This is a genomic window from Schaalia suimastitidis DSM 15538, from assembly GCF_000429105.1.
GTDB classification, from domain to species: domain Bacteria; phylum Actinomycetota; class Actinomycetes; order Actinomycetales; family Actinomycetaceae; genus Pauljensenia; species Pauljensenia suimastitidis.
Genome location: NZ_AUBF01000010.1, coordinates 72,476 through 85,048, shown reverse-complemented (window position 1 = coordinate 85,048; position 12,573 = coordinate 72,476). Strand labels below are relative to the sequence as shown.

The 12,573-nt window shown below is 57.8% G+C and carries 13 protein-coding genes; 2 read left to right on the top strand and 11 right to left on the bottom strand.

Translation table 11 applies throughout. The annotated features are described in order from the left end of the window. Positions 1 to 256: 256 nt before the first annotated feature. The 6 genes from G438_RS0105345 to G438_RS0105320 form a co-directional block, all read right to left on the bottom strand. Positions 257 to 2,086, bottom strand: coding sequence for a hypothetical protein (locus tag G438_RS0105345; protein WP_026460447.1), 1,830 nt, complete (start codon positions 2,084 to 2,086; stop codon positions 257 to 259). Then, positions 2,052 to 2,384 (bottom strand): hypothetical protein, encoded by a 333-nt coding sequence (locus G438_RS0105340; RefSeq protein ID WP_026460446.1) that lies wholly within the window; start codon positions 2,382 to 2,384, stop codon positions 2,052 to 2,054. Before G438_RS0105340 ends, G438_RS0105345 begins: the two co-directional genes overlap by 35 nt. Positions 2,385 to 2,460: 76 nt before the next feature. Next, positions 2,461 to 3,282 carry a CAP domain-containing protein gene (locus G438_RS11960; protein ID WP_051259331.1) on the bottom strand — a complete coding sequence of 274 codons (822 nt, stop codon included), beginning with the start codon at positions 3,280 to 3,282 and terminating at the stop codon, positions 2,461 to 2,463. Positions 3,283 to 3,295: 13 nt separating this feature from the next. Further along, positions 3,296 to 3,517, bottom strand: a complete 222-nt coding sequence (locus G438_RS0105330) for a hypothetical protein (protein WP_131245791.1) — start codon at positions 3,515 to 3,517, stop codon at positions 3,296 to 3,298. 248 nt (positions 3,518 to 3,765) lie between these two features. Beyond that, entirely contained in the window at positions 3,766 to 4,623 is an 858-nt protein-coding gene (locus tag G438_RS10955) for a class C sortase (RefSeq protein WP_051259330.1), read from the bottom strand. Between the two features lie 5 nt (positions 4,624 to 4,628). After that, on the bottom strand, positions 4,629 to 6,362 hold the full coding sequence (locus G438_RS0105320; protein WP_026460444.1) for a SpaH/EbpB family LPXTG-anchored major pilin: 1,734 nt from the start codon (positions 6,360 to 6,362) through the stop codon (positions 4,629 to 4,631). A 240-nt stretch (positions 6,363 to 6,602) separates the two neighbouring features. Between G438_RS0105320 and G438_RS12480 the strand changes: the two genes are divergently transcribed. Then, positions 6,603 to 6,779 carry a hypothetical protein gene (locus tag G438_RS12480; protein WP_165569234.1) on the top strand — a complete coding sequence of 59 codons (177 nt, stop codon included), beginning with the start codon at positions 6,603 to 6,605 and terminating at the stop codon, positions 6,777 to 6,779. Positions 6,780 to 6,787: 8 nt separating this feature from the next. Here G438_RS12480 and G438_RS0105310 read toward each other — a convergent pair whose 3' ends face one another. Further along, the gene (locus G438_RS0105310) at positions 6,788 to 7,015 is read right to left on the bottom strand and encodes a hypothetical protein (RefSeq protein ID WP_026460443.1); all 228 of its coding nucleotides are present in this window, start codon (positions 7,013 to 7,015) and stop codon (positions 6,788 to 6,790) included. Positions 7,016 to 7,507: 492 nt separating this feature from the next. On the opposite strand from G438_RS0105310, the gene G438_RS12475 reads away from it, so the two are divergent. After that, positions 7,508 to 7,660, top strand: coding sequence for a hypothetical protein (locus G438_RS12475; RefSeq protein WP_165569233.1), 153 nt, complete (start codon positions 7,508 to 7,510; stop codon positions 7,658 to 7,660). A 28-nt stretch (positions 7,661 to 7,688) separates the two neighbouring features. Here G438_RS12475 and G438_RS0105300 read toward each other — a convergent pair whose 3' ends face one another. The 4 genes from G438_RS0105300 to G438_RS11955 all read right to left on the bottom strand — a co-directional run bounded on the left by G438_RS0105300 (position 7,689) and on the right by G438_RS11955 (position 12,421). Then, on the bottom strand, positions 7,689 to 8,309 hold the full coding sequence (locus tag G438_RS0105300; protein WP_026460441.1) for a hypothetical protein: 621 nt from the start codon (positions 8,307 to 8,309) through the stop codon (positions 7,689 to 7,691). 1,989 nt (positions 8,310 to 10,298) lie between these two features. After that, positions 10,299 to 10,997, bottom strand: a complete 699-nt coding sequence (locus G438_RS0105290) for a hypothetical protein (RefSeq protein WP_131245789.1) — start codon at positions 10,995 to 10,997, stop codon at positions 10,299 to 10,301. A gap of 117 nt (positions 10,998 to 11,114) precedes the next feature. Then, complete coding sequence (locus G438_RS0105285; RefSeq protein WP_026460438.1) at positions 11,115 to 11,330, bottom strand: MerR family transcriptional regulator; 216 nt, start codon at positions 11,328 to 11,330, stop codon at positions 11,115 to 11,117. A 203-nt stretch (positions 11,331 to 11,533) separates the two neighbouring features. Continuing rightward, positions 11,534 to 12,421: a DUF2637 domain-containing protein gene (locus G438_RS11955; protein WP_051259329.1), complete on the bottom strand. Its 888-nt coding sequence runs from the start codon at positions 12,419 to 12,421 to the stop codon at positions 11,534 to 11,536. Between the last annotated feature and the right edge of the window lie 152 nt (positions 12,422 to 12,573).

The following is a 12,573-nucleotide window of genomic DNA, read 5'->3' as shown; positions in this document are numbered from 1 at the left end:
CAACCGATGCGAACCTACTGGCATCTGAGACGGGCGACAATTCCAATACTAGCTCGTGGCTGCGACACCACGGTGGGAGCACGCCGCCCGTGGCAGGATCCAGGCGCAGAAACGCCCCTGCGAAGGCGGATGACGCAGGGGGCGTTGCTACGGCTCAGGAGGGCAGTAGAGCCATCAAGGCTGAGAGGCGGTCTCAGCCGGTGCCACAGGAGGTGTGACACAGATCAATATCAGACAGTGCCCTTCTGGACTGTCCTCACTCGGTGGTCGCACGGACGAAGTTGATGACGAGGTTGGTAGCCACGTCCTTCGGGTTGGTTCCTACCCCGCCGACGATCTTGCCTTCGAGGTTGTTCGTGGTGCCCGAGCCGGTGTTCTGCTGGAACAGATCGACCGTCGAGCTCGAGGTTGTTGTCCCGTAGTTGGCGTAGCACTTGCCTTGGATCGCTGTGCTGGTGGCGGTCGCGTCGGCAGTCTTCGCACTGTTTCCTGAAGCTGTACGCGAGAAGCCCAGTGTGGTCGGGAACGTCGCGGAGACGGCTGGTGCGTACTCCCACTTGACGTTGATGACTTGAGGCTTGTCCTTCTCTGATGCCCACGAGGCTCTGACGTTGAAGTCACGCTGCAGCCCGTTCAGGATCGTGAAGTTGGAGTCGGAGGCGGTCGTGGTGTCCCAGTTCTTCTGAGTTGTGGCGGTGCTGGAGCCGGTGAAGAGTGTCGTTCCACCAGGTGTTGTCATCACGAACTTTCCGCCACTGGTTGCCGTAGGGCTTGGGGTTCCCTCAGCCCAGCGACTGATGGTCGTGGTGATCGCAGCCGAGGCGTTTCCCTTGTAATTGACCACGCCTGAGGTCTTCGGATACCAGACATCCAGGGTGACTGTCTTCGGGTCGTTGTCGCGGAAGAACTCCAGGGAGTTGCCGTTGATGCCGCCTGAGACCGCACCGTTCTTGTTGCCGTTCGAGGTGCCGCTGGTTCCGACGTTCTTCGTAGCGCCGTTGGCGTCACTGGCTCCATCAGCAGTGCTGGAAGAGGCTATGCAGTCGAACGGGCACTCCTTGTCGTAGAAGCCCATCGAGGCGGACGCCGTCGCTGCTGCGTTGGTGTTGTTCGGGTCAGCGAAGTCGAGAATGGTTGGCTGGCTCGTGTATTTCTTACTCTGAGCCACTGCCGAGATCGCCTTGGTGTTGTCACCGGAGTTCAGCGCTGTGGCACCCGTAGCACTGACGAGCGCGTCGAACTGAGCCTTGTTGCAATGCACGGAGAGGAGTTGCCAGAAGCCTGTGTTCTCGGCGGTCTGGAAAGTCTGGGTAACCTCAGTGACTCCAGCCACGGTCTTGTAGGTCTCCCAGGCGGTGCAGCCGTTGGTGGTGCCCGCCTTGCTGGTGTCCTTCACCTTCACGTCGTAGTCGCCCTTCGCTCCGTTCCACTTCTGGACGTAGTAGCAGGTGCGCTGCTTGTACTGAGTATCGGTCTTGTACGCCTTGATGGTTCCTCTGGTTCGGTACTCGGAGACGTTAAGGACGCCACCCTTGGCGAACGCCGCCTTGTTCGCAGCACTGAGAGTGACCGCGCTGGTGACTGTGGCGGCATCGTCTGCTGCCAGAGCTGCTTCAACTTTCGTCTTGATTTGAGCAGGGGTGTTCGTCTGCCCTGAGGTGACGAGTTGGTCGTACAACTTCCCGAACTCGGTCTTGGTGACCGTGGCGGCTTGGGCTTCGTAGGAGCCGTTGCCGGGGTACTTGCCTTCGATCTTCACAGGGCTGACGGTGGTGGAGTAGGAATACACGGCGGTCTTGGTGTAGTCGCTGGGGACTTCCTCGCTGTCCTTCTCGACTTCGCTGCTGGTCTTGTCATCCGGCACCTTCGCGCCCGAGCAGATGATCGTGTAGCCAGGGCTCGAGTTGATGACAGAACCACCTGAGCGGCTCTCATCCCACTCTTTGAAGGTCGCTACCTCGAAGTTGGTTGGTGCTCGCCCGAAGGTCGTCTTGGGATCCTCGATGCTTCCCGAACCGTTCCAAGATGAACCGTGGGTGGCACCGGAGTAGTTATAGACCCATCTGCCGCTCTGGGTGGAATGCACCCACCAGATGACGTTGGAGTTCTTGCAGACAGCGATCCCCCCCATCGACACGGTTCTTAATCTCGCTCTCTGCGAAGGACTGCGTCTGTCCTGACTTCTCCAAGAAGGTGTCATAGACATTACCCTTCTCTCCGGCGACTGAGCGCCACTCGAAGCCAGAAGTAGTTGTTCCTTCTCCGCCACCGCCTCCGGTTCCACCGCCAGTGTCGGCAAGCGCCGCCGGGGGCGCGGTCAGGGTCACGAGGGCTGTCACCAGCAGTGTGCTAAGTGTTGCCACTCCTCTCTTTACGTTGTTCATGATTGTTGTCCTCCAGTGCGCTCCCGCGCTTCTTAACCAGTTTTCATCTGGTGGTTCCTATCTGTGAATATCGTTCTTACTTCTGTGTTGCGACGGTGATGTACAGCGTTGGGCAACCTTGTGAGTCGGTTCCTGTCGCCATACCGATATGGGTGCTGTTCTTGTTGAAGAAAGCACTTTTCGCAACCTTCGGGAAATCAGTTAGCAGCGAACGGTAGCCGAGATCAGAAGCGAACCAGACGCCAGGCGTGCAGTAATACCACACGCCGAGAAAGGCAGGATGCTCGTCTGTCCAGAGTTCAGGTGCGGACGTGACAGTCTTGCCTGCCGCCCACTGCTTCGCGTTCGCGTCAAGCGACGCCGAGCGCTTCAACGGAGCCATGCCTCTGCTCTTGCGGTCCTTGTTGATGAACGCGAGCACCTCAGCCTGACCAGCCTTGGTGTTGGCGCCGTGGTAACGAGAAGCGCTCTTCTTGACGGTCACCTTCAGCGTCTGGGTCACCTTCTTCGTCTTGGTCTTACTCCAGGCGCTCTTGCCACCCTTGGTCACCTTGACCTTGTACTTCACGGTGGTGGTGACCTTGTAGGTTCCTGCCTTCAGCTTGGCTGAGGTCTTGTTCTTGGCGAGTGTCTTGCTGCCCTGCTTGACCGTGATCACACGCTTGGTGACCTTGACCTTGCCGGAAGTCTTAACGTTCGCCTTGACCGTGACCTTCTTGCCTGAGGCGACCTTCTTGGTGCCGATCTTTTTGACCGTGACCTTGCCGAGCGTCTTAGTCTTCGCCGCTGCGCTCACGACTGTTGAGGTAGCGGCTGGTGCAGCAACAGCACTTGGCGCGGCAACTGCTGGGATGATGAGCGACGCCGCGAGGGCTATCGCTGTGAGTGTCTTGTTCATCGTTCTTGTCTCCTTAGCCGAAGCGACGGTCGGCGGTCAGGTCTCGCTTGGCATAGTCACCCGTGTGCTTGCCAGCGATCTGTTGGGTCTGTCCGGTCAGGCTCAACCCGAGTTGGGAGATCTCTTGCGCCTGTGCGCTCAAGCCCATCTTCGGAAAGAAGTAGAAGACCGCGAGAACAGCCAGGGCGGTGAGTGCGAGTGTGACCATACGAGTTGAAAAAGTTCCTGTATTCATTTTGCCTTACCTCCTGTAGATGAGGCACCTGCCCGATGCCTTCACCCATGAATATCAACATTGGTGTTTTGTGCGAGTTGGTCACACTCCCGACATTGACAAAATGCCGCCCTACGGCGGTTTTCTGAACTTTCAGCACCCGAGATTCGAATGGACTGAGAAGACCGCTCTGAGAGCCGTTTGCAGGCGGTTCCGGGCACAAAGAAGCCCCGCACCACGGGTGAGTAGTGCGGGGCAGTAGCAGCGGGTCAGGAACGGTGTGGCGTTGATCGTGTCGCCTTCTTCCTCCGAGCCTTGCGCCCCATCAGGAGTATGCCAGCGAGGATGCCTGTGGTTCCGGCTCCACCGATGAACGCCCACCAAGGGAAGCCCGCTCCTTGCGGAAGAGGTTCTTCAACGACTTCCTCGGGTTCGTCTGGCACTCGCTCGCCTGTGACGAGGATGCGGTCGGTGTTGATCCCGATAGGTGTGCAGGTGATGAGGGTGACGAGATCCTTGCCGTCCTCGATGTAGAGGTACTCGGCTTCGTCCGGCTTGACGATCTGGATGCGGGTGACCCTGTACGTAAGCGTCTTGCCGAGGACATCGACGTAGAACGTGACGCCTTCCTTGACCTTGCTGAGGTTCGTGAAGAGCGTCGCTGACGGAAGCCCTGAGTGAGCAGAGATCCCCGCGTGTGTGCTCTCGCCTCCAACAGGCAGGCTCGTGCTGGCGACGTGTCCGGCACCACGCCTGAGTACCTGGCTGCTCGTGTCGTGGAAGACCGGCAGATCGACGCCGATGACAGGTATGCGGATTCGAGCCATCTGACCGTCGCCCAGCGGGTTGAGTTCTTCCTCGTAGGTCAAGGGGATCTTCCCGCGAGCAAGGTCTTGGTTGTAGAGGTGTGCGGCTTCCAGCATCGCGTTGCGTTCTGTTGGCTCGATCTCTGTGATGCGGTTGCGGGCTTCGAGAAGGAGCTGATGCTGATTACGGGCGCTGAACCACTGAGCGGTGCTCGGGTAGAGCGCCATCAGAAGCGCCAAGAACAGGAGAAGAGAAGAAAGCCAGAGGCGGGTAGCCGCTCCGTGACTACCCGCCTCTCGTCGGCTGTGCTTACCAGCCATCGTTATCAGGCTTCCTCGGCACCCTTCTTCCTGCTGCTGATGAGAAGAACAACTCCCCCAGCGGTCAGGATGAGAGCACCGGCGATCAGCGCCAAGGTTCCAGAAGCACCAGTTTGGGGCAGGTCGCCACCTGGCACCTGACTGTTGGCAACTTCAACAACCTTCGCGTCTGCCAGACCGGACGGTGTGACAGTGACCTTGATTGGTGTTTCGTCAAGGATGAACCCGGCTGGTGCCTTGATCTCCTTGATCCAGTAGTCGCGGCTGTCGGTGGTGGTTCCGACGTTGAGACCTTCGATGACGACGATCCCGCTGTCGTTGGTGGTGAAGGTGGTCTCTCCATCAACGGCGATTGGGTTGGTTCCAGCAACGGCGTCCGCTTGTGTGGCGAAGACCTGGAACTGAGCATCAGCAAGGGTCTTGCCCTCATCACCAGCAACGTGCTTCAAGATTTCGACAGCACCCCGCTGTGTCTTCACGAGGTCGGAGTCGATCCTGTTGGACGGATCGTTGTAATACACGTCAACGACGTTCTCGATGACACCGGTCGCTCCCAGCGAGGTTACGGTGGTCTTGAAGGAGAGCACAGCGTCTTGCCCACGGAGGGCTTCCAACGCAGCAGGGTTGCTGACTGCTACGGACAACTTGTTGCCGCTCACTGAGGCGGTTGCAGGGATGGTGGTGCTTCCAACCTTCACGACGGCAGAGCCATTGACGTAGGTCAGGCGGCTGTCGAGGCTGTCTTCGAAGACGAACGCTGTGAGGTCGTCTGAACCTTGTGGGATGGTCGCAGCCACAGTCCATGCCATCTGGGATCCGATACCGGCAGCCCCGGCGTCGATGGCTTCCTTATCTACCTCAGCGAGTGAGTTCTTTGGATAGACGTGGATGTCGTAGAACCAGGAGCCACTGTCCGCGCGAGGGATGGTGACGACGAACGGCGCAACTGAGGAGACGATGGGGTTGTCACCCTTGCCGGTCTCTTCAACGACATAGACACCGACTGGCAGGTCGGAGAAGTCCGCGACACCAGCAGCGTTGGTGACCTTGACCAGCGGTGTGCCGGTTTCTTCACCAAGAGCTTGAGCAACAGTGAGGTAAGTCAGTCCGTCCCAAGCTTCAGGATCGGACAGGTCGATGCCGGTGACTGGGGTGACGGTGAATTCGACGCCTTCGAGGGCTTGACCGCCTGGCAGGTCACTTCCTGAGAGTTCGTGACCGGAGGTGTTCTCGCTGGTGGTGCCGTCATCCGCATACTTGTGGATGGTCAGGGAGCCGCGCGTGCTGAAGTCGATGTTGCCGAAGTCGCACTCGGTAGCGGTGACATCGAACGTCCAGACACCACTGTCGGGGTCATCCAAGGATGTTGGGTAGAGGTCTGCGACGTTGAGGTCTGCAGGTGGAACCATCGCCCACGAGCCATCTTCCAACTCGGTCAGCCATTCTGACAGCGCGTAGTAGGAAGTGACTGTGACGGTGTTGCCTGAACGAACGGCGTTGTAGAAGAAGTCATTGCTATCGACGGAAGTGGTTGCCGAGTGGGCATCTCCTGGCAGGATGACTCGACCTTCAACGCCGCACTCGCTGACGAGGGTAGGCACGAGAACTGATGAGCCAGTTCCTCCGGTGTTGCCGCCGTCAGCCGCATACGCAGGTGCGATTGTGAGTGATAGTGAGAATGCTGCCGCCGCTGCGAAACCGGCGACGATCCTTTTGCTTGTAGATAATTTTGAGAACATTGTTCTTCCTCCTGTGGGTGAAGGAAGCGCGGACGATGTTGAGCGGAAATGGTGCTCGGATGCGCCTCCGCTACTTAATATCAACATTGGTGTTCTTGGCGAGATGGTCCAGCAAGAGCGAGCCGTTTCGAGCCGGATCGCGAGTAACGACAGACCGCTATAGTCGGCATAGGACCGCAAGTTATCCACAGCCCGCCGTTCTCGACCCCACGGAGGCTCTCGCTCTGGCAGGCTGTCGGGATGGATGAACTTGACGAAGACCTCTTCAGCGCTGGCGGCGAGCACGATGACGACCTTGACGACGTGTTCGCTCCTGGATGCGAGTTTCGGCTCCACCTGCCAGGGATCGACGGACTGGCGCTCTCCCTGGACACAAGAACTGGGGAGGCAACCGGCGTGTGGTCACCTCCCCAGTAGGGTTCGGCTCAGTGGCTGTTCTTCAAAAGACTGACGATCTCTGACCAGGACTTGCCTCCTACACGGGTCTGCTCCGTCTCGCCTGCCTTGTAGTGTCCGTTGGCTCGGACGACAATGTAGCCGCCGTAGTTGTCGGCTTTGACGCGGGCAAGCACGTCGTTTCGACTGGTGTCTCTCAAGATGTGGAGCGTTCCGTCGTCTTCAATCTCGACGTTCTCGTTGCTGTAGATGATCATTGTTCTTCCTCCTATGACTGGACGGCTCGTGTAGCCGTCTGGGAGGAATATCAGCCAAGTGTTCGCCGGTCACCGCTCAGCGCACCAGGATCGATTTTGAGCACTGCTGCGCATCGTCCTGGACAAGTCTCCACGAACAGCGGTTTTGAAGAAATGTTCCTGAAAACACACGGAACGCCCCCGAATACCGGCGGTTCTACCGTCTCTTTTTCGGGGGCGTTCCAGGATGCGATTTGAGAGTTTCGGCGGTCAGCCGTTCAGGCGCTCAGCTTGAGGCTGAGCGCCGCCTCTTGCCTCGTTAGCGCGTCAGGAATAGCATAGTTAGAGCGGTGGTATCTGACCAGTTGCTGCGTCAGAGTTGAGGTATGCCAGTGTCCCCGCGCCTCCTCGACTACAACCCGTGAAGAGGTTGCCAAGGAGGAGGAGTGGATGCGCCCGTACGCCGCACAGGAGATAGCCCGGTTCATCAGGGAAGAGGGAGCAACGACGCCCGTGAGCGTCCTCAAGCGAGACGACGGAACGCTCGCCGTCGATGCCAGCTCCTCCACTGGCGGGATCACCTTCACTGCTGATCCCGAGCAGAGCATGTTCCTCCAAGACCTTCACGAAGACGAGATCGCTGAACTGATCAGCTGCGCCCTGTGAAGCAGTAACGAGAAAGCCGCCCTGCGGCTCACTTCATCAGGTCAGCCCTGGTCAAGCCTCGCTCTGAGAGCATCTCGCTGAAGCTCCACCAGACGTTCTTCATGAACTCTGTGACCGAGACTGTCTCTACCCCCATCTCGTCGTAGATGTCGCGGGCGTGCTGCTTCGCCTCGTCGTAGATGCGCCAGTATGTGCCGTTGTACCTTGAGTTCGCGCGGTTGCGCTTGCTGGCGCTGGTTGTTGGGGCTGGCTGTTCTGAGCCGGTAACGAAGTCGAAGGAGAGCATCCAGACCGGATAGTCGCCCTTCTTCTTCTGCCGCGCCCAATCTGGAACGAACAGGACACCGACAGCACTGAGCGCCTCTCTGGCTCGCCTGGCTTGCCTCGCCGTACAGCCCAGCATCTTCGCAGTCTCCGCGTCGTTGCTGAGGTTGAGGTTGAAGGACTTCTCCCACTGGGGCTTGACGACCTTCTTCAGGAGCTTGATGCAAAGCCTGTGGAAAGTGCGCTCGGATTCGAGAAGCGCGCCCTTCCTCTTGCGTGCCGCGATGAGTGCCTTGCGAACCGCCGCGTAGTCAATCTCTTCTTCGAGCGTTGCTGTGCTTGTGTTCGACTGTCGGCTTGTCTTGGATAAAACTATCTGAACCATTTTCGTACTTCTCCTGATAGAACTTGCGGCTTGCTCTTGCCAACCGCGCCTTCCGTCGTGCTATGGAGCAGAAGGCACAAACTAATATCAGACATTGAGTTCTGAAAATGACGGAACTTCAACAGTTTTGCAGCCTAACACTATATGTGGTGCCACTTTCCGAAACTGAACACAATATGTAGGATTGAGCCTGAAGAAAAAGGTGCCCCGCTGGTATGGTTCGAACCAGCGGGGCAAGAGCATCTTCTTTCGTTCAACGAACGGTTCTATCAGGATGATGCTCAGAACTCCATAGCACTTAATAATATCAACAATAGCTAAAATGCCGTCTTGCTGGCTCCGTGCGGCTTGATTTCGGGTGCTTGAGCAAGGCTGCCGGTCCTGCTCTTCTCTCCCCCGCTGCTGGGTCGCTCTCTCCGCTCCTCCTGCTGCACTTGCTGCTCTGGCGCTGCTGGTGCTTGCTGGCGTGCCTCTGGGTGGCGTTTGCCTCTCGTCCGTCTCTACATCTGTTGATGCGGCTCTTCTGCCCTCTTTTGGCTGTGGAGCGCTGGAACGTGCTGCCTATCGCGTCTCTCCCGCCGTCGTTGCCGGTGCGGCTCTGTGCGCCCCTCTGCCCTCTGGTGGCTGCTCTGGCTCCGTCTGCGCGTCTCCGCCCCTGTCCCTTCCGCCGTGCCCCTGTGGCTCGTCTTGGGTGCCCTCTGGGGTTGTCGGGCGCTCCTCTCCATGCGTAGAGTTGCTCGAAAAAGCACCCATTTTTTGCAACTTCTGAAAACCGAAAAAGTCCCCGCGCTACCTAAGGTTTTTGGGTGGTCGTCGCGTTCCATCGCGGGCTTGACTATACTTAAGTTTTAAGAAACGGCTTTAAGCCGCTTTTAAAAGCTTCTTAAAGGATCGGCTTACTAACGCAAGCCGTGCATTCCCATAGCCGATCTGGCAGTGGGTGACCAATGATCCCGTTGATCGCCCGCTGATGTAAGAAGGTGTTAAAAGGCTTTATAGAGGGGTGCCATCGTCGCACCCCCTCAACCCCCCGACGACGGCATTCGCCGTGACGCCCCGGAGGGGCTTTGACTCTATGTCTTCTTCTTTCTCTGACCATGATGACCGCACTTCGCCTGGTTGCTCGTTCTTTCCTCCGAATAAAAGAATGAGAGTTCTCAGGAGATTGATAGCGATCACCTGCGGTTCAACTGGTGCGCAGTCTCGCTGGTGAGGCTGAGGGAAGATCTGAAGACATTCACTTCTTTCTATCGGAGTAGATCTTTTCTTGGTGAGGCGTCTCGCTGGTGCGCTTTCTACTCAACTGAAGAGAAAGACATCTCTGAAAGCGCCGGTGGCGCGTGGAGGGCGAATGCCCTCGTGCCGATGGGGGTTCGGGGGGCTGCGGCGCAGAGCAGCGCCCCCGCATCCGAACAAGTCGCTGACATCGGTCATTGGTCACCTGCTGCGTGATCGGCTGCGCTTTGCGCACGGGTTGCGTAAGCAAGCCGATCCTTTATAAAGCTTTATAAACGCTTTCGTGGAAAATTTTCGATTTGGGTTCTCGCGCGCGGGCGGGTGTGCGCATACCTCTGCCCTGTTGTTGGAGTGCTGTCGCTTGTTCTCGCGCACTCCTGTGTCCTGCTCGTCGCTGGGGGCGTTCCGTGCTGGCTCGTCCTGCCTGTCGTCTCTACATCTGTTGATGTTCGTTCTGGCGCTTCTTTCTCTTGCTGGTGTGCGCACATCTCTCCCGTGGTGGTGCTCTGTCGTCCGCTGTGCCCTCTTCCGCCCTGTCTCTCGCCCCGCGTACCAGGACCGATTTTGAGGACGGTTGTCGCTTGTTCTGGGCTGGTCATCGCAAACGTGGGTTTTTCGACAATCTTCTTCAAAACAGCAAGAAGACCCCCTGAAAACGTGCGGTAGTAGCGGCGGTATTTGGGGTGCGTTACAGGATCGATTTTGAGGAAGATGACGGTTGCTCGATCTGGGCGATCTGAACGGGCTTGGTGGCTACTTTGGCTGGTGCTGATCGAGGAACTTCTTCGCAGACTTGATCTGGGCGATCTTTGTCGCATCCAGATCTGTCACGAATACAGAGATGAGGTTTCCGTAGTTCGCTTCCTTAACCTGATGCCCAAGATCCTTGCGGAGTTCGACAAGCACGTCTTCGAGTGCCGCCATCAACAGGAGGGTACTCAACTCGGCTCCCGCTTCGGCTCCTCGTTGAGCAACTGCGACTTCCATCAGAGCACCGTTCGCTATCCGATTATATCTGTTCCATGATCGAATGAAGGCAGGAGATGCGTATGTAAGCATCTCCGCATAGAGTTTCCTGAAGCGCACCTCATACTCAGTTGGATTTAGAGGCTCTCCTGACTTGGTTCGCCCCATGATATCCATAAAGAGTTCGATGACTTTATCGTAAAACTGAGTTCTTCGGTCACGGATGGCTTGCTCTCGAGACTGACGCTGACCAAGATAGAACTGTGTGGCGAAAGTGATGAGTGGAACCATCAAGATTCCGAACAGCGTCAGTAGTCCGGTTCGCGTCGGGGTGTCGAGGTGCCCGAACCACGCCACAGCCTTGCCGCCCAGCCACCAGAGTCCCCAACCCAAAGCAGCGAGCACCAACAAGGCGACCAGAGTTTGCAAGGGCTTTAGGAGAGCCTTCATCGAACCTTCTTCCATCTCATTCACATCGCGCGACACGACCGCCATCATCCTATGGGCTAGGAGTTCCACGGGGAAGCATACAGCCCCGCCGCCTGCTCGGGCAACGGGGATATCTCGTTTCGTAGTGTTCTGGTCTGTTGATGGATGTGCGGATCACTGGAGTTTCGTCATCTGGAGAACCTCACTGATGAACTTCTCAGCGTCCTCGCGGCGCATCCTCCACTTCTTCGCAGCGGTAACAACGCTGACTCCGTGCTCGCGCATCAAGTTTCGCGTGCCCTGACGCGAGATCCCCAACCTCTCGCTGAGTTCTCCCGTGCCAACCCACTCGCTCTCGGTGTTTCTTACTTTCTCTGTTGTGGTAGTCATAGCCACCCTCCTCTTTCTCAAATGTTGTATGAAATATGCGGATCACTGTGCCGGGCTTCGTCCGCTGAGCAACTGCTCTACAACCAATATCAGCAAGTTCGGCAAGGACGCCCATAAAGCCCATCTGACGGCTTCAAGACGACGCGAGCAAGAGATACACCAGTCAGGCGCTTAAAGGCGCTCTACGGGCTTCCTGAACAGTCTCAGGCGGCAACTGTGTCCATCTCCTCGGCTGCGTCCAATGAGATCGCTGCTTCCTCAATCTGCTTCAACGCCTTCGTCTTCCAACGGCGACCAGTAGCGGGCGAGACATTGAAGTGTGTGGCGATCTCATTGCCAGTAACGCTCTGTCCCATCTCTCGCTGAGCGCTCACCCAAGCAAGAACCTTCTCAAAGTCGCCCGTAGGCGCGCTCACTGTCTGAGGCTTGCGCGACGAGACCACTGAGCGCTGCTCGTCACCAGGTGTGCGCTCATCGCTCGCGCGCACCTCTCCGCTCACAAGTTCCTGCTCACGCTCAACGCTCGCGGCTCGTGTGCGCTCAACGACAGCGGCACGCTCAACGCTCACCAGTCCCTCGCCGCTCATCGCACCAGTAGCCACAACCGCCTGAGCGCTCTCTTCCTGGACGAGATCAACGCTCACCGTGACTGCTGAGCGCTCAGGTGAGACCAGTGCGTGACGGAGTAGTTGGACGGTCAAGTGTGTGATCGCAGCAAGCAGCAACGGCGGAACAGCAGCGATGAGCGATCCAATGAACCCGTGACCGCCCAGCACCGAGTGAGCGACGTTCCCTGCCGTGGAAAGAAGGACACCAGTGAGCAGCAAGGTGAGCGCCCACGCACGCTCACGGAGGCTGGAGCCGACCATTGCTACAAGCGCGATGGTCGAGACGACGATCAGTCCATCGAGCGCTACTGCCCACATCCATGCGTACTGAGCGTTGATCGGTGAGCGCTCAACCACAAGGTCAGTGAGCGCAAAAAAACTGAGTACGAACGATGCCGCTGCGATCCCGAGCGTTCCGATGATGCTCACGATTGCGGCACCTACACGCACTGAGCGCGGCATCTCTACTGTTTGACTGTCCATCTCTGCTACCTCCCGTATATGAGCGCGGATCGAGCTATACCGCACTTGAGGAGAAATATCGACATGGGCAACTTGTTCGGCTTGTTCTCGTCCCACGATGCTCTGGAGACAACTCAGCCCCTGACCGTTCTCGTGCTGGTCAGGGGCTGAGT

What these genes read in the sequence shown, in the direction of transcription:
- G438_RS0105300 (WP_026460441.1), bottom strand. Translation starts at nt 8,309, where the DNA reads ATGGTTCAGATAGTTTTATCCAAGACAAGCCGACAGTCGAACACAAGC.
- G438_RS11960 (WP_051259331.1), bottom strand. Translation starts at nt 3,282, where the DNA reads ATGAACAAGACACTCACAGCGATAGCCCTCGCGGCGTCGCTCATCATC.
- G438_RS0105330 (WP_131245791.1), bottom strand. Translation starts at nt 3,517, where the DNA reads ATGAATACAGGAACTTTTTCAACTCGTATGGTCACACTCGCACTCACC.
- G438_RS0105340 (WP_026460446.1), bottom strand. Translation starts at nt 2,384, where the DNA reads ATGAACAACGTAAAGAGAGGAGTGGCAACACTTAGCACACTGCTGGTG.
- G438_RS11955 (WP_051259329.1), bottom strand. Translation starts at nt 12,421, where the DNA reads ATGGACAGTCAAACAGTAGAGATGCCGCGCTCAGTGCGTGTAGGTGCC.
- G438_RS10955 (WP_051259330.1), bottom strand. Translation starts at nt 4,623, where the DNA reads ATGGCTGGTAAGCACAGCCGACGAGAGGCGGGTAGTCACGGAGCGGCT.
- G438_RS12480 (WP_165569234.1), top strand. Translation starts at nt 6,603, where the DNA reads ATGGATGAACTTGACGAAGACCTCTTCAGCGCTGGCGGCGAGCACGAT.
- G438_RS0105320 (WP_026460444.1), bottom strand. Translation starts at nt 6,362, where the DNA reads ATGTTCTCAAAATTATCTACAAGCAAAAGGATCGTCGCCGGTTTCGCA.
- G438_RS0105310 (WP_026460443.1), bottom strand. Translation starts at nt 7,015, where the DNA reads ATGATCATCTACAGCAACGAGAACGTCGAGATTGAAGACGACGGAACG.
- G438_RS0105285 (WP_026460438.1), bottom strand. Translation starts at nt 11,330, where the DNA reads ATGACTACCACAACAGAGAAAGTAAGAAACACCGAGAGCGAGTGGGTT.